This window comes from Alicyclobacillus acidoterrestris (assembly GCF_022674245.1).
GTDB classification, from domain to species: Bacteria; Bacillota; Bacilli; order Alicyclobacillales; family Alicyclobacillaceae; genus Alicyclobacillus; species Alicyclobacillus acidoterrestris.
This window is the reverse complement of the sequence record NZ_CP080467.1, coordinates 652,697-677,510: the sequence shown is the minus strand read 5'-3', so window position 1 is coordinate 677,510 and position 24,814 is coordinate 652,697. Positions and strand designations below refer to the sequence as shown.

Sequence of the window (24,814 nt, the reverse complement as noted above, 5' to 3'; positions counted from 1 at the left end):
AATCTACTGATCTACTATCAACAGGCCGGATCCATAGGCCGGACCAACACGCCGGACAACCCAAGCGAGGAGAACTCGATTTCGGTCGTCGCATTACTCAAATCGCAACGCGTCAATCGGCTTCAAATTGGCCGCCTTGCGCGCCGGATAGACGCCAAAGACGATGCCAATGGCTATCGAAAAGACCACCGATAAGACGATTGCGCTCACCGATAAGAGACTGCCGGTCTTCATCACCCTCGCCGCGACCATCGCCCCCGCGCCGGAGAAAATGAGCCCAATCAAGGCACCCGCCAGACTCAAGGTCAGCGACTCTAGCAGAAATTGCGTTGAAATACTGCTCTTGCGTGCGCCGATAGCTTTCCGAATGCCGATTTCCCGCGTTCGCTCCGTCACCGACACGAGCATGATATTCATAATGCCAATGCCGCCGACGAGCAGCGAGATCGCCGAGATGCCATCGAGCAACAAAGTCAATACCCGCGTGACGCCACTCAAGGTGCTGAGCAGCGTGGCCTGGTTCTGAATCGTGAAGTCGTCAGCCGTCCCTGGCGTGAGTTGATGGGCGACGCGCAACGTCGACTCGATTTCGAGCTGTGCCTGATTCATCACCTGTGACGACGTGGCAGAGGCGAGAATCTGGCTCACGGTATCCGATCCCGTCATGAGATTGACTTCCGTCGTGATCGGAATCGCAATCGCATCGTCTTGGTTCGTAAAGCCACTCGTCCCCTGACTGGCCGCCACGCCGATGACCGTGAACGGAATGCCTTGGATCTCAATCGTCTGGCCGACGGGATTCACGCGCTCCCCGGCGAACAGCGTCTGTTCTACCTGGCTGCCTAGGACCGCCACGTTGGCCGCAGAATTCACTTCTTCCTGTAGGAAGTACCGCCCCTGTGCCATCGTCACGTTTTTAATCTCTGGATATTGCTCGTTCGTGCCCTCAATGGCCGTATTGGTGTTGTTTGCCCCGTAAACGACCTGCGCCGTATGCGACACGACGGGAGACACGTACTTGACGTCCGGGTCTTGCTGCTGAATTGCCGTCACGTCAGCGGTCGTCAACGTCGACGCGCTGCCGAACCCCTGACTGATGCCACCGGAACTGGTCGCACCAGGCATGACGGTTAACACGTTCGATCCCAGCCCCTCCACCTGACTGGTGATGTTGTCCTTCGCACCCATGCCAATGGCGGAACTCAGGACCACTGCCATCACGCCGATGATGATGCCGAGCATAGTGAGAAAAGATCGCATTTTATTGGCGCGAATACTCCGCCACGACACGCGCAAGATTTCAATCCACATGCGGCGGCACCCCCTCTAGCTGTGGGTATTTCGTGTCGGACTCCACTTTGCCATCGCGGAAACGGATAATCCGCTTAGCGCGTTCCCCGACCTCATCCTCGTGCGTGACCAACACAATGGTGTTGCCCTGCGCATGCAGTTCCTCAAACAACGTCAGGATTTCCTCCGTCGTGTGGCTGTCGAGCGCACCGGTGGGCTCGTCGGCGAGAATCAGCACCGGGTTGTTCACCAGCGCCCGCGCGATCGAGACACGCTGCTGCTGACCGCCGGACAACTCGTTGGGCCGATTGTGCATGCGATTCGCGAGCCCGACTCGCTCTAGTGCCTCCATCGCCCGCTGCCGCCGTTCGCGCGCCGGAACCCCTGCGTACATCATCGGCAGTTCCACATTCTCCAGCGCCGTAGTCTTCGGCAACAGGTTAAAGTTTTGAAAGACAAAGCCAATCTTCCGGTTGCGGACATCCGCCAACTGGTCTTCCGACAGGCTTGCCACGTGAAATCCATCGATTACGTACTGCCCAGACGTCGGCAAATCCAAACAGCCAATCATGTTCATCGCCGTCGACTTTCCAGATCCGGACGGGCCCATAATCGCGACAAACTCCCCGCGCTCCACGGTCAAATTGACCCCATCGAGCGCGCGAATCGTCTGGTCTCCAATCACGTACTCGCGAACCAAGTCGCGGATTTCAATCAGGGCGCTCATTACCCACGCCCCCCACCAGATGAGGCACCTCCGCCAGCTCTGCTAAAACCGCCACCGCCGGCAAAGCCACCGCCAGCAAAGCCGCCAGCGGTCATGCCGCGGCCGCCAAATCCGCTACCTGTACTGCTGCTCGCCTGCACAACAGCCGCAGCCGTCGCGCTCGGCAACTCAAGCAAAATTTTCTCCCCAGCTTGCAGCCCACTCGTAATCTCGACTGAACTGGTACCCATGAGGCCAACTTGCACCGGTTGGAAGTAAAATCCTGCCGGAATACTGGAATTGGATTTCGATTTGCCGGCAGCCGCCGCAAACCCAGACGACGACGATCCACCCGCAGCACCGGACGCACCCGCCGACGCCCCACCGGCCATCCCAGCCGTGCCACTGCCTTTGGTTCCGCCGCTTTCATTCGTGCGGCCTCCAATACTACCACCCGAACCGGCGGCGGAATTGCCGAACCCACCACTCCAGCCACTCGTGGCCGTCGTGTTGCCGCCAGCGGATCCGCTCCAATTGCCCTGGAAGCTGCTATTCCCAGCCCCCGCCGCCGCGCCTGTTGCCGATTGGCTGGAGGCCGACTTGGTCCCCTGGACGTATACGCCTTCGATAGAGCCGACCTGGTGCAGCGCAATGGCCGGCACGGTCAGGACGTGCGAGTGCTCTGCGGTCTGAATCGTGGCACTCGCGCTCATGCCCGGCTTGAGCTTGCCAGACGAGTTGTCAATGGTCGCCATCACGGTATACTCCGTCACGTTAGAGACCACCTGTGGCGTCGGATACACCTGCGTGATGGTCCCCGTAAATGTTTGATTCGGGTACGCACCAACTGTAAACGTCACCGACTGTCCGGATTGAATAGAGCCAATCTGCGACTCGCTCACCTGCAGATTTACCTGCAAATCGTGCGCGTTTAAATCTTCCATCTCAATAAATCCACTGGATCCAGACGAGCTCGAACTACTCCCCGAGCTACTGCTGCTACCCTGTCCGGGCGCTTCGCCAACCTGACCGTTGACCGCTGTAATCACACCATCAATCGGCGCCTTCAACACCGTCTCACTTTCCGCAAGCTGTGCCGACTGCAAGGACGCCTCAGCGTTGGCGACCGACGCCTGTGCACTCGCGACGCTCGACTCATCCGATTTAATTGTAGCCGCAGTCACCGGCTGTTCATCATTTTTCAACTGCAACTGCGCCGCCTGCAAATTCTGCTGCGCAGTTGTAATCGCGTTTTTCGCATTTTGCAGCGTCGCTTCGTCGCTCGTCCTGTCGTTGTACTCCGCCTCAGCCGTCTTCAGATTCTGCTCTGCTTCATTGACGGCCTCTTGATTCTTTTGCTCTGTCGACTGCTCGTTCGCCTGGTCATTCGCAAGCTTCGTCTCGTCGGCCTGCACCGTCTGCTGGTCTTGCGTCACCTGGTTCTGCGCGTTTTGTACCGCCGTGTAAGCCGTATTCAAGTCGTTATATTCGCTTTGCGCATTGCTCACCTGTGTGGAATACGGGTTCGATCCGCTAAAGCCCCCATCCGCCCAGCTATTAAATCTCGCCTCTGCGGTCTGATAGGCCTGGTACGCCGCCTGCACCTGTGCCTCGGTGACGTTGCCGTACTGTGCCTGTGCATCCTGAAGACTTTGTTGGTCCTTCTTCAAAGTCGCCTGGTCGTTCGCCAAGGTCTGCTGGTCTACCGTGACAGTGTCACTCGGCGTATTCAGCGCCTCCTCCGCTTGCGTCAGCGCGTTCTGTGCCGATTGCACCTGCGCCTCGGCACTCGTGCGGTCGTTATATTCTTTCAACTGTGTCTGATAGCTTTGCTGCGCCTGCGTCACAGCGGTCTGCGCCTTTTGAATATTCAACTTGTCCGTCGCAATTTGCGCCGGTGTCGCAGTCCCCTGCTCATCCTGCGCCAATTTCGCCTCTGCAGAACTCAGACTCGCATTCGCCTGTTTGACACCCGATTCGGCCTGCTTCACTTGAATCTGTTCCGTCGAGTCGTCTAGCTTGGCCAATACCTGACCCTTCTTGACCTGCTGCCCAACCTTCGCGTTCAACGCCGTCACTAACCCGCCCGACGTCTGGAAGTTGAGGTCTAATGCAGTCGGTGCCTGAATCGTGCCAGACGTGCTGACCGACTGACTCACATTGCCGTAGCCTACGGTGTACAACTGTGTCGCCGACACCGGGCTCGTCTGATGGAGCTTCGCCATCGTGATCGGAATACCCGCCCCCAACACAATGACCACTGCTGCACCCGCATAAATCCATTTGCGCCGCCTGCGCTTCAAAAAGGGCTGCACAAATTCTGAGTTTCCTTGTGGGCTCACACCCATCTCATCGACTCCCCTTACACCATGTCAATTCCCGTAAGGCCCCGTCATCTTACAACCGATGTGTCTAATCTGTCAGAAGTTTACGAGACAAAGGGCGATACATGGCCAAAGCGTAGCGAAAGTATGTTGAATTTGGATTGAAATTGCTAAGGTAGGAAAGTGTTTGCTAGAGGGGAAACAAAAAAGTAAGAAGCTGTGACGACACAGCTTCTTACCCAGCTTGCGATACCTTAAGAGGTTTTCTTCGACTGCAGTTGTTTTTGCATCGCCTGCAGACCCTTGTAAGCCGGATCGGATTTCTTAACATCCTTCAGGCCGTTTGCAACAGCTTGTTTCGCCGCTGCGACATCACCTGCGGTCTGCTCAGCAATCGCGAGGTTCCACCAGCCATAGCCGTACGTCGGGTCGGCTTTCGTCGCCTTTTGGTAATACGGAATCGCCGATTTCGCGTCGTTCTTGTCGCGCAGATAAATGTTGCCGATGTTGTTGTACGGAACAGCAGACTTCGGATCTAACGCGGCTGCTTTCTTGTAGTACGCAATCGCCGCCGTGTCGTCCCCGTTGACGTGGCTAGCAACACCTGCGTTCAACTGCGCCTGTGCGTCATTGGGCTTCGACTTCGCCGCATCCTGATACTTCTTCAGGTTTGCGGAACCCTGATACTGCTGTCCACCCTCAACGATGGTCTTCGTGCCTGTTGTCGAATTCGTAATCGTCGTCGAGGCTTCGTTCGTCGCACTCGAGTTCCCCGTAGTCCCGGACGTACCGTTTGTTGTATTGTTCGCTGCACCACAACCGGTCAACACGAGGATTGCCAGCGCTGCTGCACCTACGGTTCCATATAAGCGTTTCATCCATCCACCACTCCCCTAGAGAATCAACGACAGGTTCTAGTTCCCATTGCGCGCGGACTCTCATTGGTCCTTACGATGCGAACAGACCGCAGGAATTATACACCATTAAGCAGTCTGCTTGTCCGCGTATACCGTACCAAAATCGACGGGATTCGTCATCCGTTCTGCGCAAATTCACAACATCTCCCAAGTTTTGAACCACGGCATGGTCATAGCCTTCGAGGTCGATTCGCAAAAGTTGGGGGTCGGTGGTTGACATCTCTGGAAGCAAAAACGAGCTGAGATGCCAATCCACCGCACATCGAGTGAAACCCTGGTTCTCTATCCAACCGCGCTACGAGAGGGGTCACATCCCCACGCCCGGACCGCTACTCGGTAGCGCCGGCGTGCGGTCTTTTCGCGGCTTGCGTTTGAATCGCTGAATCATATTGTCCAACATCACATAGACGACCGGCACCAACACCAGCGTGACCATCGTCGAGAACGCCAGGCCAAACGCAATGACCGTGGCCATCGAGGACAACGTTTCGGCGCCCTTGCCATAGCCAATGACGAGCGGCATCATGGCGAGAATCGTCGTCACCGTGGACATCACAATCGGGCGTAGACGAATCGGCCCCGCTTCCACCAGCGCTTCGGGCAGCGTACGCCCCTGCTTGCGCAAGTGGTTCGTGTAGTCAATCAAGACAATTGCGTTATTGGCGATTAACCCCATCACCATAATCACGCCAATCGCCGAATCCAAATTCAACGAGCGGTGCGTGAGGAATAGCCCCAACGCTGCCCCGATAAAGGTCGGCGGCAGACAGAACATGATGACCAGCGGCGTGAGCAGCGCCTCAAACAGACTCGCCATCAACATGTACAAGAGCAAAATGGAGAATCCGAAAGCGACTGCCATACCGACAAACGCACTCGTCAAGAAAGCGCCGTTCTGACCAAAGCCGACATAATATCCCTGCGGCACGCGAATGCTCTTGAGTTCTTTGCTCAGCTCCGCCTGCACTCGGCCTGACGTCACGCCGTATGGTGTGGCGCTCACCGTGACAGAGCGTTCGCCGTCCACGTGCGAAATCTGCGGTGGCTCCTGCGAAGAAGTCAGGTTCCCCAGTTGCGTGACCGGGACGAGATCGCCACTGTTGTTCTCCACTTGTATCTGCGACAAGTTGTTCAAGTTCTGCGAGTAGGACTGCGGCAATTGAACCACAATGTCGTACTGCTGGCTGCCCTCAAAGAACGTCGACGCCTTGGTACCTTGGAACGCTGTGCGCAAGGTCGATTCGACCTGCTGTGCACTCAGACCAAACTGCGCCAACGCCGCTTGGCTGATATTCAACTGATAATCGGGCGTCCCTGTTTGTGTTTGATTGTCGACATACTCCAGGCCCGGTGTCGACTTCATAATCTTTTCGACTTGGTTGCTCAAAATCTGCAGCGTTTGGTTGTCGGGCCCTTGAATCTGCACGGCAATGTCGTCTGATCCAGGCCCGCTTCCATTCGCCGACCCGGGTGACACGAGGATTTGCGCCCCTGGGATGTCACTCACGACATTGCCAAAATCGTGCGCCATCTGACTGATATCTTTCGTCGTGACGCGATTCGCGAACGTCAAATTGATGGTCGCCTGGTTGGTCTGGGCCTCTGCCCCGTACGACGATCCGCCAATTTGGTCATCGATTTGTTGAATCCCTTGCATCTTTTTCTTGGCCAATGCCTCGACTTGTTCGGTCACTTGCTTGGTCGTGTCTAAGTTCGTCCCGTCTGGTGTTTTAATGGAGATGGAAATCTGCTGATTTCCGACATTCGGCACCAGTTCAAACCCAATCGACGGTACCAGCGCAAAGCTCAAGACAAGCATCCCTGTAGCGGCCGCCACCACCGTTTTGCGGTGGTTCAAACTCCACTGCAGCACCTTCTTGTAAATGCGGGTCAAATCGTACATGCCTCGCCCGACCCAGTCAAACGGTGCCCAAACGCGAAATGGCGCGGTCTTCCCAGGAATCGTCTCTTCCATTTCAAAACGCCGGCCACGCAACAGCCGTGACGCCAACATCGGTGTGAACGTCAGCGCGACGAACAGCGCCGCGATATGTGAGAAGCTCACCGTGAGCGACAACGGACGGAACAACTGCCCGGCGATACCTGGCACAAAAATGGATGGCGCAAAGACGCAAATCTGCGCAAGCGCCGCCACCACGACGGCCAAGCCGACCTCTTTGGTCCCCCGTTTCGCCGCTTCAATCGAATCGATGCCCGCTTGTCTCGCCCGGAAAATACTCTCCAGTACGACAATTGAAAAGTCGACCAAGGAGCCTAGGCCGACCGCCAGACTACCCAACGTCACGGAGTTCAATGACAAATTGCTAAAGTACATCAGCGCAAACGTCGCCAATGTCGCGATAGGAATCGCCACCGCGACGACCACCGTCGTCCGAATGCTCCGCAGAATTAACAAGATGACCAGGATACCAAAGATGAAGCCAAGAATCGTGTGATTCACGACTGTGTCAACCGTATCCCGAATCGACTGCGCGCTGTCCGACAACACCGTCAGATGCATCCCTTGCGGCAGTTGAGTCTCCAGTTGTTGGACCTCTTTATGCACTTCGTTGGAGACCGTGACGGTATTCGCGTCACTCGCCTGGGAAACAGATAGTGTGACGGCCGGTTTGCCGTTGACCGACGAAATCATCGTTACCGTCTTGTTGCCGTCTTCTACGTCCGCAATATCCTGAAGTTGCACCGTGCCACCGCCACTTAAGGGAATCGGGACACGATTCAACTCGTCTGCCGACGAGAACTCACCATTGACGTGCAGTGGAATCTGTAACGAACCCTTTTGTACTTGTCCCGCGTCAGTCGAGAGGTTGTCTCCTTGCAGCGCCTGAACGACTTGCTGGATGGATAAGTGATAGTACTGAAGCCTGTCCGGTTTCACATTGACCGTGATTTGTCGGGTCAAGTTACCCGCTGGCGTCACGCCCGCCACGCCGTTTAACTGCTGCAGCGCAGGTTTCACCACATCGATGGCTTCGTCGCTAATCGCTTGCTGTGTCTGACTTCCGTAGAGGGACAAGGTCATGATTGGTTGACTACTCGGGTCAAACTGCTCGACCCCAGGCGTTCCCGCATCACTTGGCAGTTGGCTTTGTGTCTGCGAGACAATGCTGCGCATCTGATTGAGCGCCTCATCCAAGTTCGTCCCATAGTTGAACTCGACAATGACCAAACTGCTGCCTTGTGTCGAAGTAGACTGAATCTGGGACACACCCGACAGGCCTTCTAATCCTTGCTCTATCGGATCCGTCACCTGTTGCTCCACAGCCTCCGGCGATGCACCAGACCAGGAAGTGGCGACTGCAGCCACAGGCAAATTCAATTTTGGATACAATTCCTCCGGCAGTTGAAATACCGAAAAGATACCCACAATGACTACGGCAATCATAATCATTGTGATAGTCACCGGCCGGCGAATTGAGAAATTCGCGATTTTCACCCATCTATCTCCTATCTATTGTTTGGCAACAACAGCTGAGCCATCTTTGGAGACGACCTTGACCTTATCCCCGTCCGAGAGCAGGTTTTGCCCTTGCACGACAATTTGATCGCCGACTTTGAGGCCACTGGTGATCTGATATTCCGTACTCGACATAGAGCCTACCTGAACAATGCGGCTATGGACCACACCCTTGTTCTCCACAAAGACTTCCTCGGCACCACCTTGTAAACTAAGCACCGCGTCCGCTGGGACGAGAATCACTTTCTTGCTGCCCTGGTCGACCAACTGCGCCTGCACTTGTAGCCCCGGTAAAATCTGCGAGTGTTTCCCAGGAATCGTGACGTCCACTGCGTATTGATTGGTGGACTGGTCGAGCTGTGGATGAATGGTCATCACCTTGCCGGAAAAGCTTTGGTTCAGACTCGGCACAGACACATTGACCGCCCCACCGACGTGCACTTTCCCGATATCGGATTCCGGCACATTAATGGTCACCATCACCGGGCTGGTGGTGGCAATCGTCAGCAAACTCGTCTGTGGACCCACCTGCTGACCGACCTGCGCGCCAACGGCTTGCACCACGCCAGAAATCGGCGACACGACCTTGCCGTCCTGAATCTGCACCTGCAAGGTCTTCTGAGCCGCATCCGCCTGGGCTTGGTTTTGCCGCAGTGTGCTTTCTGCGTTGTCCACAGTCTGCTTCGCCTGTGTTTTATCCGCCGCGATTTTCTTCGCCATGTTGAGCGCCGTCACGGCCGCGTCATACTGCGTCTGCGCCTGCTTTAGCGAAGCCTCCGCCGCCGTCACCGCCACTTTGGCCTGCTGCGCGGTGTTGCTGTCACTCGCCGGTGGCGCCGCATCGGCAACGCCCTTCTGCGCATTCGCCAGATTGGCCTGCGCTTGCGCAACCGCACTCTGCGCCGACGCCACACTTTGCACACCGCTGTTATATTGCTGCTCTGCCTGCTGCAGTGTGTTGTACCCGTTACTCAAGTTTTGGTAAATCGTTTCATCAGCCGATACGAGTGACGCATACGGGTTTGTACCCGCAAATGCCCCATCTTGCCAGGCTTGATAATGGGATAGTGCTTCTTGGTAGGCTTGCGAGGCTTTCTGCACCTGATCTTCAGTGATACTCCCGTACTCTTGCTGGGCTGTATCGAGCGACTGTTTTAAGATGGTCAAATTACTTTGCGCAATATCGAGCTGCTTCTGTGCGGAGGTCAGCGCCTGTTGATCCGCCTGGACCACAGCCTGTAAGGCCGAGCTGTCCTCCGGTGTCGTCGCCGTCCCACTCAAGGTCTGCTGCTCCTGCAATTGCGCTTTTTGTAAATTCACTTGCGCCGTTTTCACCGCAGCCGCCTGCTCTGTCACGGCGCTTTGAGCGGATGACACTTGTTGTTCGGCGTTGATGTTGTCGTTATACATCGCCTTTGCGTCCGCGTACTGCTGTTGCGCACTGAGGACCGCCGCGTTCGCCTCTTCTGCCTGGTTCTGCTGCTGGACGACGGTAGACGGATCTAATGCCGCCAACGTCTCCCCCGCCTGCACCTTCTCGCCGACGCGCACATTCAACTGCGACAGCTTCCCGGACGCCGCCGGCGCCAAGGTCGTTTGAATATATGGCGTCACGGTGCCTAAATACGTATCGCCAATCGTCTGTTTCGACATCTGAACCGTTTGGATGCTGACAGCCTCCGGAGGCAACGATACCTGTTTTGCCGACGCGCCCGTCACGCCACATCCAGCCACCCCACCGCCAACGAGCATCATTACGCCGATGAACAGGAGTGATTGCTTTCCTGCATGCTTCCCCATTTGTTGTAGCCCTCTCTTATGTTCGTTTCTACGAAGTTCACTTCACTTCTACTTCAGTGTACTTCTACGAAGGGATATTTCTCTGTGTTGAGATTCATGATGCGTTGAATAATTTAGTAACTATAGCATTCATTATGCGGACTCATACTTCTTTTCGCAATAAAGATTCATAGGTATGTGTGAAGGATATGGGGCAATTGTGGATTCCTGAAAAAGTCACGATAAAATCTCGATAGACGTAAATTACGAAAGGTGTGAGGATACCAGACGCTGCACCGCGACATGAAATCTGCCGCCCCTCAGATACTCCTCAAATAGATTAACAGGCACGGGCCGACTATACAAATACCCTTGCACTTCGTCACAGGCTTGCGCCTGTAAGTACTGTAACTGCTCCACAGTTTCTACGCCCTCCGCGATGACAATCAGTTTCAGTTGATGTGCCAACCGAATCACAGCGCGGACAATTTGGGTGGAACTGGCGTGATGGGGTGCACGACTGATAAACGACTTGTCCAACTTGATGCCGTCCACATCGAGCCGCTCTAACCAGCTAAGCGAAGAATATCCTGTGCCGAAATCGTCCAAGTAAATCGCAATGCCCAAGGCCCGTAACTGCCGGATAGCCTCATCAGGCAAGGTCTCTTCTGGGAGGATAGACGTCTCCGTCACTTCAAATTCGAGCCACTTCGCGTCAATCTCATATTGACGCAACAGGGATTGCACAATATCTACAAAGTCGCATTCGAGCAGTTGTTTCACCGAAACATTAACCGATATTCGTATTTGTGGAAGACCGGCATCACGCCATTGACGAAGCTGACGGCACACCGTTTCAAGCACCCAGTTACCCAGAGGAATCATGAAATTCGTATCTTCAGCGATGCGGATAAATTGAACTGGGGAGATGGCACCAAAAATTTTGTGCTGCCAGCGAAGGAGCGCTTCAGCACCAATCATCTGCCCGGTCATCGTATCGATTCGAGGTTGATAGTAAAGGACAAACTCGTTGTTTTTAAGCCCCTTCACGATATCATTCGACAACCGCTGATACCGATAGTTCCCAGCACCATGCGTCGGCGCAAATCTCTTAAACCGGCTCCAAAAGCGACCGCCAAACACGCCCTCACCCCCTTCTATCTTGAACAAAAGATTCCAATCAACCAAAATCCTCCCCGAATGCCAGGTGGACTTAAAAATGCTACTGCGTTCCATGCCGAATGGTAAAGTGGCAAATCGCCACCACGATTCCCAAATGCCGTCTCGGGAACCTGTGTGACTTTGATTTGAAAGAACACGGTTGTGTCTATTTGCCTCAGTTAATCAATTCCAAACCTGGGTAGCGTCCCATCAAGTGGTGTAAATTGTTTGAGTGCAATCACTCTGTGACTTGGGTCATTTATGTAAAACAGAGGTCGGTGCCAGTAACTCTTGTTCCTGAGTTCCCGTCAGTCTCGCCATCGACTCTCTGCTAAAGTATCGCCGTGCAACGATCCACTCATCGTTTTGCTCCTGGAGAATGGCTCCACCAAGTCGTATCACGGAATCCCGATTTGGAAAGATGCCAACCACGTCAAAGCGTCGCCGCAGTTCACGGGTTAAACGTTCCAGCGGGTTTGTGGAGCAGATTTGCTTCCAGTGCTCCTTTGGAAATGCCATGTAGGCAAGTACGTCTTCCTCTGCACGTTCTAGGACATCCATCGCCTTCGGAAACTTTCCCTGGAGCTGTTCTACGACAACAGCAAGTTGTTGTTTAGCTGCCTCCTGCGTTGGTTGAGCGAATATTGTCCGGACAATGGACGAGACCATCGCCTGTGACGTCCTGGGTACCTGACTCAAGATGTTACGCATGGTGTGAACTCGGCATCTCTGCCAGGTAGCTCCTGTTAAAGCAGATGCAATGGCACTACGTAGTCCTTCATGGGCATCGCTTATCGCCAACTGAACGCCTCGCGCAGACCACGTGCAACAAGACTACGGATGAAAGTCAGCCAGAACGAGCCGTCCTCACTGGTACCAATGTCAAATCCCAATACCTCTCTCTCACCGGTGGCTCTCACCCCAATGGCAATCACAAACGCCATACTCTGGACACGTCCGCCCTCACGGACCTTGGGAAACGTCGCATCCAACCACAAATATGGATACGTTCCTTCAAGCGGACGGTTCTTGAAGTCCTGCACAACGTCATCTAGCTCCTTAAGATGCGAGATACTTCACTCTTGCTGATTCCCTGAATCCCCATGGATTCAACCAACTCATCCACCTTGCGGGTACTCACACCATGCACATAGGCCTCTTGAACAACCGATAAAAGCGCCTTTCCAGCTTTTCTCCTGGGTTCCAGAATACTGGGGAAGTAACTCCCTCTACGAAGCTTAGGAATCTGTAGATCAATCGTTCCAACACGAGTGTCCCACTCTCTATCACGGTGTCCATTTCGACTATTACTGCGCTTGTTAGTACGCTCGTAGCGTTCAGCACCGATAAGCGAGCTGACCTCAGCATCCATCACTGCCTGCGTAAGGACTCTCAGACCCTCCTTCAAAAAGTCCACATCACCATCTTCTAATCCGATCTTGCGAATCAACTCCAAAAGTGCGATCTTATCCGTATAAGCCATCGATGTGCCTCCTCTACTGATTGCTCGTCACTTTTAGTAGATTGCACTCGATGGCTTTTTCGTCAAGATCTAACCACTGAATTTACACCACTACTTGAGACTCTAACCCAAACCTGATACAGTACAGATACGTTTTACTCGGTTACAACGGTATGGTTTGGCGAACTCTCCAAACCTTATATTTGGCAAATCAGTGGAAACGCTGAGACGCAAAGCTACGGGTCTAAGGGCGTCTGCCTATGATCGCCGGGTTGCTAACAACTTAGAATCTTGTTGAGCAATCCTACCCGTTTAGGATTGCTCTTTTTTTGAATTCAACAGGTTTAGCACCCTTGTTGCTCTGGAAATCGTCGGGGGGATAAAGAATGGATATCTCAGTTCGAGTGGACAAAGCTTTCAGTTCAACTGTCCTAGCAGTCGTGGGCGAAGTCGATTTTTCCACAGTAGAGCAGGTGCTCTCCCTAATGGACAAGCATAGATTGGACAACGTCGTTCTCGACTGGAGTGGAATCAGTTTCATTGATTCTACAGGCATCGGCCTGATTCTGCGCGCCATTATGGAGATTCGAGATGCGGGTGGTCAAATAACTATCGTTTCCATCCCGACGCCAATCGAGCAAGTTCTGGAGGAGATGGGCGTTATGGACATCATCTGTGAATTCATGAAGGAAAACGTATGAAGACGAACGAGCTGCTGCATCAATTCCGAAAGTACCTAAATACCGTGGACGACTCAGGGGACGAGCTACGGGCGGCCGAGTTTATTCAAAAAATGCTCCTGGACGATGAGATTCCACCATGTCCGTCTCTATCGTGTGCAGGCATCTCCTTGCCGGCGTATCGACTCAGCGGAGATTACTACGATTTTATTTACGATCCCGCCAACGGCCGCTACTGGATATTTGTTGGCGATGTCATGGGCAAAGGCATTCCTGCATCACTGCTCATGGTCATGGTCCGCGCCACCGTTCGCGTATTGACAAATTACAACCAGACGCCGAGCGAACTCGTACGTAACTTGAACAACTTTCTATTGGGCGATATGACGCGCCTACGCGCCTTTTCAACCCTGTTTTGTGGGCAATTCAATGTCCACTCGGGTCAATTTACATATACCTCTGCTGGGCATCCGAGTCCGATTATCGTCAGGAAACACAGCGGACAGGCGGAGAAACTGGAGGTCAAGGGAACCGTCGTCGGCTTATTAAAAGATAGAGAATACAAGGACTTTTCCACCCCATTCGAACTAGGTGACTTACTCATCCTGTGCACCGATGGGATTTTGGAGGCCATGAACGCCGACAAAGTACAGTACGGCTACGAGCGGCTCGGTGAGTCCGCTGTCGCACATCAACATCACAACGTTCACGAGATCATCCACCATATTGCCGGCGATGTGAGGGAATTTGCGCAAGAAATCAGACGGGATGACGTGACACTCGTCGCGGTTCGACGCGAGAAGGGAGGGGGTCAAGATGAAAGATACGATAGTGACGAGAGGTAAAACCATTCAAGAAGCAATTCAGAAGGCGGCAAATCACTACCAGGTGCCAGAGGACGAAATCGAGTATGAGGTCGTTCGAACAGGTCGTCGCAATCGAGTCTTTATCATTCGCTCGGCAGTCATTGAAGCGAGGAGGAAAACTCCATCTATCGAGCGCTTCGACGCGCAACCGAGTGCGGTTCCTGCAGCGGCACCTTCAGCCACAGAACTCGTCCATTGGGTCGAACCTGAGCACATCAAGGACATATCCACTTTCGAAGAAACCATCACCGAAGGGACGGTCTGGGTTTCCAATAACCGCGTGTTTTGCAAGAACGGAACGTATCACTATGCGCGCATCAAGCCGGCTCGGGGCGTCCTTGTGCGCCTCAACGGTCAGGTTGTCGACACCACGACCGTCGTCAGCGAAGAAGATGTGATTGACGTCGAACTTCAACATGAGACCGTTGAGCCACAAATGAAATTAACGGTGTCTGAAGATAGGATGCACGTATATTTAGATGTGGTTCCCGGCTACCGGGTGATGAGACAGTTAAAAGACTGTCCACCTCGCCGAGAATTAATCCTCGAAGTTCAAGAAGTCAAGCAGATAGTAAACGGCATTACCGAACTACAAGTCCTTCAAGATTTAAAGAAACTCGGCGTCAAATTCGGCATTGACCTCAACGAAATCAAGCGCGCGTGTAGCGCACAGGAGCCGGTGACCTGTGTCGTGGCCCAAGGCATCAAGCCGATGCCTGGCAAGGATGCCGAGTTTGAGCCCACCTGGTTGGCGCGGAAGCAACACAAAGACGTTTTATCGATTTCGGACAAAATTGACTGGCGAGAGCAGTTCAGTCTGCCCACTGTCAAAGCTGGAGAAGTCATTGGCCGCGTTATCCCAGCCACAGCAGGTGTACCCGGAACCAATGTGTTCAACCAAGAAGTGTTTCCTGAGCCGCCAAAGGAACTGACGCTCGTCGCGCAGCGCGGAACCGCGTTATACGAGGGTGGCAACCGCATCGTCGCGATCGAATCTGGACGTATTGTGGTTCAAAAGCGCTCTGGGGTGCTCAACTTCAGCGTATTGCCACAATATGTGCACCGCGGAGACGTCAACATGAAAACCGGCAATATCCGGTTTCATGGGGATGTCTATATCTTAGGCAACATAGAAGAAGGCGTCACCGTCGAGTGTGGCGGAAACTTGCATGTGACCGGTACAGTCGCACATTGTGTCGTGATAACTGGTGGAGATGTGTTCATTCATGGGGCTGCTGTCGGTGCCAACATCATCTGTGGTCGAACCAATTTCCTGTGGGATACCATCCTGCCAACCTTCAGATCTATTCATGAAGATTTAATCGATTTAATTGCGGCCATCAAACAACTGGAAATGAACCGGTCATTCAGTAAAGTCGATCTCCGAAGACATGGTCTGCAGCCCTTGCTCAAACTATTACTCGAGGTGAAATTCAAAGACCTCCCAGCTCGAATTCGACAAATCAGTGAGTCCATCAAACAAGAAAAACAAAATGTAGACCCTGACTTAGAGCAGATTGTCGACTTTATGGAGAAGGCGTTTCTCTATTTTCACCCACTGGTCACCAACCTAGCGCAACTCGAATCTCTTTCGGACTTCATGATGTCCGTCATTTCGTCGATTGAATTCGATTCAAATAAACGAATGAATATTAAGGCCCAAAGTTTGACCAATTGCGTGATTAAGTCCGGATGGAATGTCGCGGTTGAGCGATTCTGTTACGGCTCAGACGTTCTTTGCAGAGGCGGCATGCGGGTCGATGGCATTTTGCGCGGCGGTCGAGTTGAAGCCGGTGAATTCATTGAGGTCAACGAAATCGGATCGAACAGTGGCGCGCAAACCATCGTCGCCGTATCGCGTAAAGACGGCTACATCACCGCAGAGATTGTCGGGATGGACACCCTGATACGCATATCAAACCTATCCAAACGAACCCACACGATGGAGATATCCGTCCGAGCCCATATCGATTCCGAAGGAAATCTCAAATTGAGTTAAGGAGTGATCTGTATGCTTGATGTAAAGACGAAACTCGCACCACCAACCGTCACTTTGTCCTTGTCCGGTTCACTAGATATCAATGGCGTGGACATCCTCGAAGACGAGATCGCGAAAGTGAACTTTGAGGCCATCGATGTAGCAGAAATCGACTTTGAAGAGATTGAATTCATCGATTCAACCGGCATTGGCTCCATTGTGAACTTCACTCAGTTCTTGGCTGAGCGGCGAATCGATAAAAAATTTGTCGGTGTGAGCGAAGAGGTGAAGGAAGTCTTCTCCATTATCGGGTTGAGCGACATCCTTAGCTAATCTTGCAGAGCGTTTCATTTTACAAAAAGGCTACAGAGAAAAGGAGTGACTGACCTTGTCAATCACCATGGACAAACACCAGCTCATCACGGACCACATTCGCTCGCTTCTACAACTCATTGGCGAAAATCCGAACCGTGAGGGACTCTTAGACACCCCAAATCGCGTCGCCAAAATGTATGAAGAAGTATTCGCGGGTGTGGGCATCGCCCCAGAGACCGCACTGACGACGACCTTTGCGGAGGACTATGAAGGAATGGTCATCGTCAAGGACATTGATTACTACACCTTTTGCGAACACCACCTCATCCCATTTTACGGGAAAGCGCACATAGCTTATTTACCCAGTGGACGCGTGGTGGGACTCAGCAAATTTGCGCGGTTGGTTGAACTCGTGTCGAAAAGGCCACAAGTACAAGAGAGAATGACACAGCAAATCGCAGATGCCGTGATGAATGTACTAGAGCCAAAAGGTGTCATCGTGACATTGGATGGGATACATCTGTGTATGTGTGCCAGAGGCGTAAAAAAGCCCGGTACTTCGACTGTAACAACAGTCAAACTCGGCGCGTTTTCCGAACATGCTTCCCTGGTTCAGGAGTTCGAACAAGCTCTATCAAGGCAATAACCAAAGGCGGAGATAGCAATGATGTATATGTCCCGGAAGGTAACCTTTTCGGCAGCCCATTTTTACCGGATTGACAATTGGAGCGAAGAAGAAAATCAGCGCGCATTTGGGCCGTGCAGCAACCCAAACGGTCACGGCCACGACTACACATTAGAAGTGATGGTGCGCGGTGACATCGATGAGAAGACCGGGATTGTGGTCAATATCGTGGACGTGGATAAGGTTGTCCAAGACTTCTTACACGCAGAAATCGACGGGAAGTTTTTGAATCATGAACATCCATATTTCCACGAGAACTTACCGACCACAGAAAACATCGTAAATTTCATCTGGGATTCATTACAAGATAAATTTTCGGACTGTGAACTGCATCATCTCCGATTGCACGAGAATGACTTCCTATATTCAGAAAAGGAGTTCGGGCCCATGGTGCAACTGACGAGAAAATACCACTTTAGTGCCGCGCACCGTCTGCACAGCGACCAGTTAACGGACGAGGAAAACGTAAAACTCTTTGGGAAATGTAACAACCCACATGGCCACGGACACAACTACAAACTGGAGGTCACCGTGCGCGGACCAATCGACCCCGTCACCGGTATGGTGATTGGACTCGCCGAGCTAGATGAGACCGTTTCCCGCATTGTGTTACAGCAGTTTGATCACAAACATCTGAATCTGGATACAGAGCAATTTAAGACGCTTAACCCTACATCCGAAGTCGTTGCAACGGTTATCTGGGACATGTTATGCGACCACGTTCCAAACCTGTATAAAGTTGGGCTTTGGGAAACTGAGAAAAACTACTTCGAGTATTACGGGGACGGTCAGGGAGTGAGCAAATGATTCACTTTGATTCATTTGAAGGAAGGACCATTGCCATCACCGGCGCAAGCCGTGGCATTGGTCGTGAGACAGCAAAATGGCTTGGCACTTTAGGCGCAAACGTCGCGTTAGGCGCCCGCACAGAAGATGAACTAGACGAAATTGCCACGCTCGTCGAACAATCTGGTGGACATGCACTCCCCATGTATCTGGACGTGACGGATGAACAGTCCGTTCTGCAGTTCCGCGACGCATGTGTCGAGCAATTTGGCCGTGTGGACGGCTTGGTCAACAGTGCGGGCGTCGGTACGTTTGCGCCTGTACTCGAACTTTCTACGGATGCGTTCGAGCAGATGTTGTCCGTCAATGTCAAAGGGACGTTCTTGTGCGCCAAATACTTCGCGCAACAGATGGTTCAACAACGAAGCGGACACATTGTCAACATTTCATCGATTGCGGGAACAGTCGCGCTTCCTGGCGGCGGTGGCTACTCTGCTTCCAAATTTGGCGTAATCGGGTTATCCCGCGTCTTACAGGTGGAACTGCGGAGAAGTGGCGTGCAAGTGACATCCGTTTTACCGGGCGCAGTGAACAGTTCATTTTGGGATTCTCTTCAAGACAAACCTGACATGGCGTCCATGATTCCCTTGTCCACGCTTGCCAGGCATATTATCTACTTGCTTTCTGAGCAAGAAGGCGCGTTTGTGGATGAAGTGACCATCATGCCTCCATTCGGCATCTTATAGAAGGGAACTGACTGCAGTGAAGCATTTTCTCGGAAAAATGATTCGTCCTTCGCTAAAGGATAGTCAAGCAGAGCGGATGTTTCCTCCACTGCCAACATATCTGGACAAACGCGATGCACAGCAAAAGGCGCTTGTTGGATGGGCCGCACGAAGAATCGGACAACTCCTCACGCTTGAGGTAGAGGATACAGACCTTTTGTTTTATCGAGCGTTTACGTATCAACCGTCTCAAAAGAGCGAAAGTGACTTTGATAACATTCTCGGATGTGCAGAGCGCCTCGTTCAATTGGGCCCGGGCGCAGAACACGCTTTGACCGGTCATCAAGGCACAAGCCTCAACGCACAACTGGAGGCGTGCCTAAGAAAGGTCCAACAGGAGTTTTGCGAAGAGGATTCAGGTCTCGCGAAACGAATCGCTCCGTCTCACGTGGAAAAAGAGCACCGGGCTTCCGCTCAAAACGTGATAGACGAATGGAATCCAGATGTGTGGCAGATTTATCGCGATGTGATGTTTGCAGCAACGCAAAAAAAGTTTCTGCTCATCGCTGAACATGAAGTGAATGCGTATATAGAGGGCCGCACACTGCTCGAGATGGAAATTCGGGAACGAGCGGACATTACGACGTGTCGGCAGGCCGCTCAACAAATGTTCCTAGATTTACAGCACGACAAATCATCCGTGATGGGGTACTTATTGGCGATTAGTGAAGCGGTGACCAACATCCTGAAGCACGCCGAGTACGGAACCATTACGCTCGTGGAAAACGGCGAGTCGATTCACGCCATCATCAAAGATACGGGACCCGGATTCAATTTGAGAGACCTTCCCAAAACGACTTTGCTCGCCGGTTATTCTACCAAAAAATCATTAGGACAGGGATTTACGCTGATGATGAAAATGAGTGCGCAAGTCTTATTATCTACGACGTCAACCGGCTCAACCATCATCCTTGTCTTCAACAAGAAAGCCGATGGTGAACGAAATCATGCATGAACACATCGATATCGCCATACGTAAATCGATTCGAACAGCGGCACTCATCGATGGATTTTGGGCGCGTTGGCTGGTCCACGGGATGAACCCGGAGATACTCTCGAGCGTCCGTGAACGGCTGACCACACTCGAGTCGTGGACCGATAACTGGGAAGCTATAGCCTATCAAACTGCCGTCGAAGCTCAAAACCTAAGGCGACAAAAGTCGTTTCATGAGGCAGAACATACGTTTCGCTTAGCAGCGCTTTACTATAATCTGGCACAATGGATTTTTCCTGAAAATTGCCCGGACAAACGTCGCCTCTACCAGTTGGTGAAAGAAGCGTTTCGCAGCGCCGACGATACTTCTCCAATTGAAACCAGGTACGACGAAATTCATCTTGACGACGGGATTTGTGTTGGACGAATTCGGATACCCAAGCATCCCGTTGGGTGCATTGTCATCATCAATCCGATTGATTCGTCCAAAGAGGAACTGTTTCTGTACGAACAAGATTTCTTAGAGGCGAATTTCGCCGTCGTGAGCTTTGACGGACCTGGGCAAGGCGACAGCTATATTTTCCATGACATCAAGGCGACAGAGACGAACTGGCGCCAATTTGTCGACAGACTTATCGAATATGCCGCTTCAGCTTTTCCCAGCCTGCCGCTGTTCTTATTTGGAACGAGCTTTGGTGCCTCATGGGTGGTATACGGAAGCTGCGATGATCGAATCTCCAAATCTGTAGCGGTCAGTCCAGCATTTGATAGAGGCCAGATGTCCATGCCAGACTACTTCAATGTGCGAATGGACTGTATTCATGGGGAGGGGCCTGATCCATTCCCGAACTTCGCCGAATTGAATTACAAGAACCCGGTATTTCTGTTTCATGGCGGCAAAGATCAAATGGTCAAGCACTCCGATATTTATTGGCTATACGACATGCTGCCAAGCGGAAAACAAATGATTGAATACCCGGATGAAATGCATTGCTGTAATTACAAACTGGGTGAAATTCGAAAACTCGCCATCCAGTGGTACAACGCCAAAGATTGAACGCTTTAATTTGGGGGCACACGTATGGTAAAGGTGGCCAATTCATTACGCCAACAATTTCTGAGGAATACACTATCCCTGCTACTGATTATTGGTCTGATATCGGGGTTCGTTCAAATTTATTTTATGAACAAACACGTCAATGTCGAAATTCAAGACCAAGCCAATTTGGTGACACAAGGGATTCGCATGCAAATCTCTGAAACCGACCTAGCCTCGAGTGGCATTGAGCATCAAATTGACCTTCGGATGAGCACATATTCGAAGTATATTGCTACATTACTGGCCGGAAAAGACGTTACACAGGTCTCCCAAACCGAGCTAAAAGACATCTGTCAACAACTCGGGTTATCCGGCATCACCCTCTTCGCCAAACAGGCGAACGACATCGTCGGCGTTCAATCCACTGACGCAGCAGAGATTGGCTTTAGCTTTCAAAAAGTAGGCTATTTAAAACTTGGAGAAGCACTGCTAAACGGAGCCGACGTGGCGATGCCAGGCGCGACGTATTCCGCGCCCAATCTCGTCGTTCTGCCGATTGCGCAGTCTCAATCGCACACGGGCACGCCCGCATTTTTCAAGTACGCTTACTATCATCCACCCGGCACAAACTATATTATCGATCCCTATATACAAGCGGACGAAGTCAATCAATTCACCAAATCCGTTGGCGCAAATTCGTGGATTAACGAAATGGAAAAAACCAATCCCAATATTGACGAGATGGCCGTGTTAAATCCAAAGGTGTTTGCGAATCCAACACTGGCGACCAAAATATACCCTCCTTTGAAACAAGTTATTTTCGGAAAGTACACGTATCGCAACCAGAGAGATACCGATTCACTCAAAGAGATGGTGTCGAAACCAGAGAAAGTTTCTTATGTGGAGCGAGAAGATGGCCATCGCGTATACAAGATGTTTGTACCCATCAACGATGGTGATGTTCTGTATGTCGCCTTAAACTATGACAGAATGAGCCAACCAATCTACCGCCTGTCCATGGTCCTCATCGTCTTTGGGCTAATTGGGTTGATTGCGCTGTTCTTCACAACAGCTCGTTTCTTCAACCGAATTTACGAAAACATTTCCAAAATTAAGTCCCAGATTAAACTATTGGAAACCCGCGATTTTACGGCTAGAAGTAAAGTCTCTGACCGCGGAGAATTAAACGAGCTCTCCGCAAGCACAAACCATATGGCCGAAACGTTGCAGACGGTTTTACGCGATACCGACGAGCAAGTGGAGCAAACACAGCGGCTGTCCGTTCTATTAGAATCTGAGGCAAGTAAAACCATGGAGAAGATATATACAATGTCGATGAAAGAGACGGCTGATGGACGAGCGGCGGCAGAAGGCTTTATGGACTTCCTGGACCGCGTGGAATCAAAACTCCAGAGCATTCCCGATACCAGCGAGACGTCCGTACTCATGGATGAAATTACACGGATTCGAAACTTGGTTAAAAAGCGAACAGAAGCGACGACAGACATGACCTTGACACTGGCAGATTTATTGACGTCATTACACGAAGAAGCTGTCAAACTATCAGACATCGCGGCGAGGTTACAAGGAAACCTATCCGGGTTTAAGCTTTGACGATTCTACTCGCACAACCACACATTGTGATTGCCATGTAGCAGATGACTTAAAAACCGCCCAATCACGGGCGGTTTTTTACATAAATACGAATGTATATATTCATATATTTAATAAACAATTGGGAAACTTCGAGAGACAAACGTGCCGTTCACACATAGCATCTGCTCTCTTCATTCCGATAAAGCGGCGAACAGACTAACTCTCTATCCGTCAAGAAGTATTCATGACTACGCAGAAGCGCCGTCATCGTAGGGCCTGATAGCTGACTACCCTCATATGCACAAACTGAGGTCAGCCATAGCTTACCGATTTCCTGCTGCACTTTGTCTTCCCAGTTGATTAAAACCTCTACCCCATTACCTTTTCGTTCACTCGATGTCACTTCAGACCATGTTCGGACAGGTACACCTAATTTAAAAATAGGTCTTAAAAACCCCAAGTGACGCTGCATCATCACTTCATCATTGATTTCATCGTCGATTTGATAGACCAACTCACTGGGCACAAAGTGAATCAACTCGAGTTGTTCCTTCGTCAGTTGCGGCTTCACCCGCTCATGCACTTTCGTATACGTGGCATCGCTGGTGATGAGACAAATTCGATACCCGTACTTCACACCGTCCAGAACATATGTCGAACAATAATCTATATATGCATGCAAAGATTCATACGAATAGAAAATATGGCCCCTCAATATCTCTCGCATTTCTTGCGGTGGAATATTTAGAGTGCAGGCATGCAGGTCAAAATGGTGCTCGCGCCAACGACCTCTCCAGTGTCGTTCAACAGCGGCTCCGCTCGAACAAGGTAGGGCGCCAACCGGTGGTCCTGGTCAAATAAAATGACCTTTTCCAAAGCCACTCCATCGATGATGACTCGCTGCTTCAAAAATTGAAGTTCGGATATGCCTGGGCCATCCATTACCTCATCGTCCCGTTTTCCGATCGAGCTGTCGAAATTGGAAAACGGGTGCCATATCCACGTGTATCTCAAATCCCTGTCACAGTGCGCGTACACGTTGTAGTTCATGTCTTTATAGTCCGTTCTGTCACTCATAAACTGCTCTACAAAAAATATCTGCGGACTGATACCTAACGCGTTGGCGATATTGGTGGCAACGTGGATACTTGGGTCCCGAGTCCCATTTTCGATTTGTGCATAAAAGCCTCTATCAATGATAGGCTCTCGTAGAAAGCGCATCTTGAGTGAGCCCTTTGGACAGACGCAACTGCTTCAACCATACTCGCTTCTTCATCGCATTCGCCCCTGAATAGTGCTAAATTTTGATTCCCTTCATTTCCATGATTAATTTGATGGTATGGATGGATCTCCACGAACGAATTTCCAGTTACCCCGCTTCTAGAATGTTGAACTGATGCTCTAATCCGTGAATGTCCTGGGAATGTTCCATGAATAAACGATGGAGGCGACGTACGACGTCGAAGTCATAGTGGGTATCACTCATGGCATGAAGTTCTTGTATGGCGTCGCGTGCGCTTTTTGGCCGATTGTACGCGCGCCTGTGCGTCATGGAATCAAAACTATCAACGACTCGGACAATGCGTACAGCTAGCGACAAGTTCTGTCCCTTTTTGCCAAACGGGTAACCAGAACCGTTCCAGTTCTCGTGGTGGAGACGAATGACATCTAAGTCGACGCCATCGTTTGCAAATACTTGAATCATCAATTTTGCCCCGTTTTCCGGATGCTTGTGCAGATGTGCCCAGTTTTCTTCCGAAAGCTTGCCTGGTTTGTTCAAAACCTCTACCGGAACAGAAACCTTCCCAATATCGTGGAGAAGTGTGGAACAGAATAACCGCTCAAGCTCATCTTCAGACATGGCATAACTTCTGGCGAGCATCAGCGACAAATAGGCAACCCTCAACGAATGCCAGTACGTCGAAGGGTGGTGCGCTTTTAGGAATTTGAGAAGCGTCTTCTTCCGTATATCCGCCTCGATAAATTGCATGACGTTTTCAACACGTATCCAATCCGACATGGTTACCATCCGT

The 24,814-nt window shown here is 51.7% G+C and carries 20 protein-coding genes, 1 pseudogene and 1 riboswitch; of the genes and pseudogenes, 10 read left to right on the top strand and 11 right to left on the bottom strand.

From position 1 onward, the window contains the following. Positions 1-93: 93 nt before the first annotated feature. From K1I37_RS03175 to K1I37_RS03140, 8 genes and pseudogenes are all read right to left on the bottom strand, one after another. A complete protein-coding gene (locus K1I37_RS03175) occupies positions 94-1,311 on the bottom strand; it encodes an ABC transporter permease (RefSeq protein ID WP_021298445.1) in 1,218 nt (405 codons plus the stop codon). Further along, positions 1,301-2,017, bottom strand: coding sequence for an ABC transporter ATP-binding protein (locus K1I37_RS03170; protein ID WP_021298444.1), 717 nt, complete (start codon positions 2,015-2,017; stop codon positions 1,301-1,303). The genes K1I37_RS03175 and K1I37_RS03170 overlap by 11 nt, the downstream gene beginning before the upstream one ends. Next, positions 2,017-4,344, bottom strand: a complete 2,328-nt coding sequence (locus K1I37_RS03165; RefSeq protein WP_021298443.1) for an HlyD family efflux transporter periplasmic adaptor subunit — start codon at positions 4,342-4,344, stop codon at positions 2,017-2,019. Before K1I37_RS03165 ends, K1I37_RS03170 begins: the two co-directional genes overlap by 1 nt. Before the next feature lie 230 nt (positions 4,345-4,574). Then, the gene (locus K1I37_RS03160) at positions 4,575-5,198 is read right to left on the bottom strand and encodes a tetratricopeptide repeat protein (RefSeq protein WP_021298442.1); all 624 of its coding nucleotides are present in this window, start codon (positions 5,196-5,198) and stop codon (positions 4,575-4,577) included. A gap of 346 nt (positions 5,199-5,544) precedes the next feature. Beyond that, complete coding sequence (locus K1I37_RS03155) at positions 5,545-8,694, bottom strand: efflux RND transporter permease subunit (protein WP_021298441.1); 3,150 nt, start codon at positions 8,692-8,694, stop codon at positions 5,545-5,547. A gap of 15 nt (positions 8,695-8,709) precedes the next feature. Then, positions 8,710-10,515, bottom strand: coding sequence for an efflux RND transporter periplasmic adaptor subunit (locus K1I37_RS03150; RefSeq protein WP_021298440.1), 1,806 nt, complete (start codon positions 10,513-10,515; stop codon positions 8,710-8,712). 243 nt (positions 10,516-10,758) lie between these two features. Continuing rightward, positions 10,759-11,637 (bottom strand): putative bifunctional diguanylate cyclase/phosphodiesterase, encoded by an 879-nt coding sequence (locus K1I37_RS03145; protein ID WP_021298439.1) that lies wholly within the window; start codon positions 11,635-11,637, stop codon positions 10,759-10,761. 273 nt (positions 11,638-11,910) lie between these two features. Further along, a pseudogene (locus K1I37_RS03140) lies at positions 11,911-13,138 on the bottom strand (IS256 family transposase). Positions 13,139-13,312: 174 nt separating this feature from the next. After that, positions 13,313-13,397: riboswitch (cyclic di-GMP riboswitch) on the top strand. A 106-nt stretch (positions 13,398-13,503) separates the two neighbouring features. Here K1I37_RS03140 and K1I37_RS03135 point away from each other — a divergent pair. From K1I37_RS03135 to K1I37_RS03090, 10 genes are all read left to right on the top strand, one after another. Then, the gene (locus tag K1I37_RS03135) at positions 13,504-13,818 is read left to right on the top strand and encodes an STAS domain-containing protein (RefSeq protein WP_021297232.1); all 315 of its coding nucleotides are present in this window, start codon (positions 13,504-13,506) and stop codon (positions 13,816-13,818) included. After that, the gene (locus K1I37_RS03130) at positions 13,815-14,642 is read left to right on the top strand and encodes a PP2C family protein-serine/threonine phosphatase (protein ID WP_021297231.1); all 828 of its coding nucleotides are present in this window, start codon (positions 13,815-13,817) and stop codon (positions 14,640-14,642) included. Before K1I37_RS03135 ends, K1I37_RS03130 begins: the two co-directional genes overlap by 4 nt. Continuing rightward, positions 14,614-16,662 (top strand): flagellar assembly protein A, encoded by a 2,049-nt coding sequence (locus K1I37_RS03125; RefSeq protein ID WP_021297230.1) that lies wholly within the window; start codon positions 14,614-14,616, stop codon positions 16,660-16,662. The genes K1I37_RS03130 and K1I37_RS03125 overlap by 29 nt, the downstream gene beginning before the upstream one ends. 12 nt (positions 16,663-16,674) lie before the next feature. Then, a complete protein-coding gene (locus K1I37_RS03120; RefSeq protein ID WP_021297229.1) occupies positions 16,675-16,974 on the top strand; it encodes an STAS domain-containing protein in 300 nt (99 codons plus the stop codon). Between the two features lie 67 nt (positions 16,975-17,041). Then, positions 17,042-17,602, top strand: a complete 561-nt coding sequence (folE, locus tag K1I37_RS03115) for a GTP cyclohydrolase I FolE (RefSeq protein WP_031218936.1) — start codon at positions 17,042-17,044, stop codon at positions 17,600-17,602. Positions 17,603-17,620: 18 nt separating this feature from the next. Next, positions 17,621-18,448 (top strand): 6-carboxytetrahydropterin synthase, encoded by an 828-nt coding sequence (locus K1I37_RS03110; protein WP_021297227.1) that lies wholly within the window; start codon positions 17,621-17,623, stop codon positions 18,446-18,448. Next, positions 18,445-19,173 (top strand): SDR family oxidoreductase, encoded by a 729-nt coding sequence (locus K1I37_RS03105; RefSeq protein ID WP_021297226.1) that lies wholly within the window; start codon positions 18,445-18,447, stop codon positions 19,171-19,173. The genes K1I37_RS03110 and K1I37_RS03105 overlap by 4 nt, the downstream gene beginning before the upstream one ends. Positions 19,174-19,189: 16 nt before the next feature. Continuing rightward, positions 19,190-20,167: an ATP-binding protein gene (locus tag K1I37_RS03100; RefSeq protein WP_021297225.1), complete on the top strand. Its 978-nt coding sequence runs from the start codon at positions 19,190-19,192 to the stop codon at positions 20,165-20,167. Continuing rightward, a complete protein-coding gene (locus tag K1I37_RS03095; RefSeq protein ID WP_021297224.1) occupies positions 20,160-21,203 on the top strand; it encodes an alpha/beta hydrolase in 1,044 nt (347 codons plus the stop codon). Before K1I37_RS03100 ends, K1I37_RS03095 begins: the two co-directional genes overlap by 8 nt. A 24-nt stretch (positions 21,204-21,227) precedes the next feature. Beyond that, complete coding sequence (locus K1I37_RS03090; protein ID WP_021297223.1) at positions 21,228-22,799, top strand: methyl-accepting chemotaxis protein; 1,572 nt, start codon at positions 21,228-21,230, stop codon at positions 22,797-22,799. A gap of 151 nt (positions 22,800-22,950) precedes the next feature. Here the strand turns inward: K1I37_RS03090 and K1I37_RS03085 are convergent, their stop codons facing one another. The 3 genes from K1I37_RS03085 to K1I37_RS03075 form a co-directional block, all read right to left on the bottom strand. Next, positions 22,951-23,508 carry an MEDS domain-containing protein gene (locus K1I37_RS03085; protein ID WP_081654153.1) on the bottom strand — a complete coding sequence of 186 codons (558 nt, stop codon included), beginning with the start codon at positions 23,506-23,508 and terminating at the stop codon, positions 22,951-22,953. Between the two features lie 17 nt (positions 23,509-23,525). Next, a complete protein-coding gene (locus K1I37_RS03080; RefSeq protein ID WP_021297221.1) occupies positions 23,526-24,002 on the bottom strand; it encodes a helix-turn-helix domain-containing protein in 477 nt (158 codons plus the stop codon). A gap of 148 nt (positions 24,003-24,150) precedes the next feature. Continuing rightward, entirely contained in the window at positions 24,151-24,810 is a 660-nt protein-coding gene (locus K1I37_RS03075; protein WP_021297220.1) for an HD-GYP domain-containing protein, read from the bottom strand. Between the last annotated feature and the right edge of the window lie 4 nt (positions 24,811-24,814).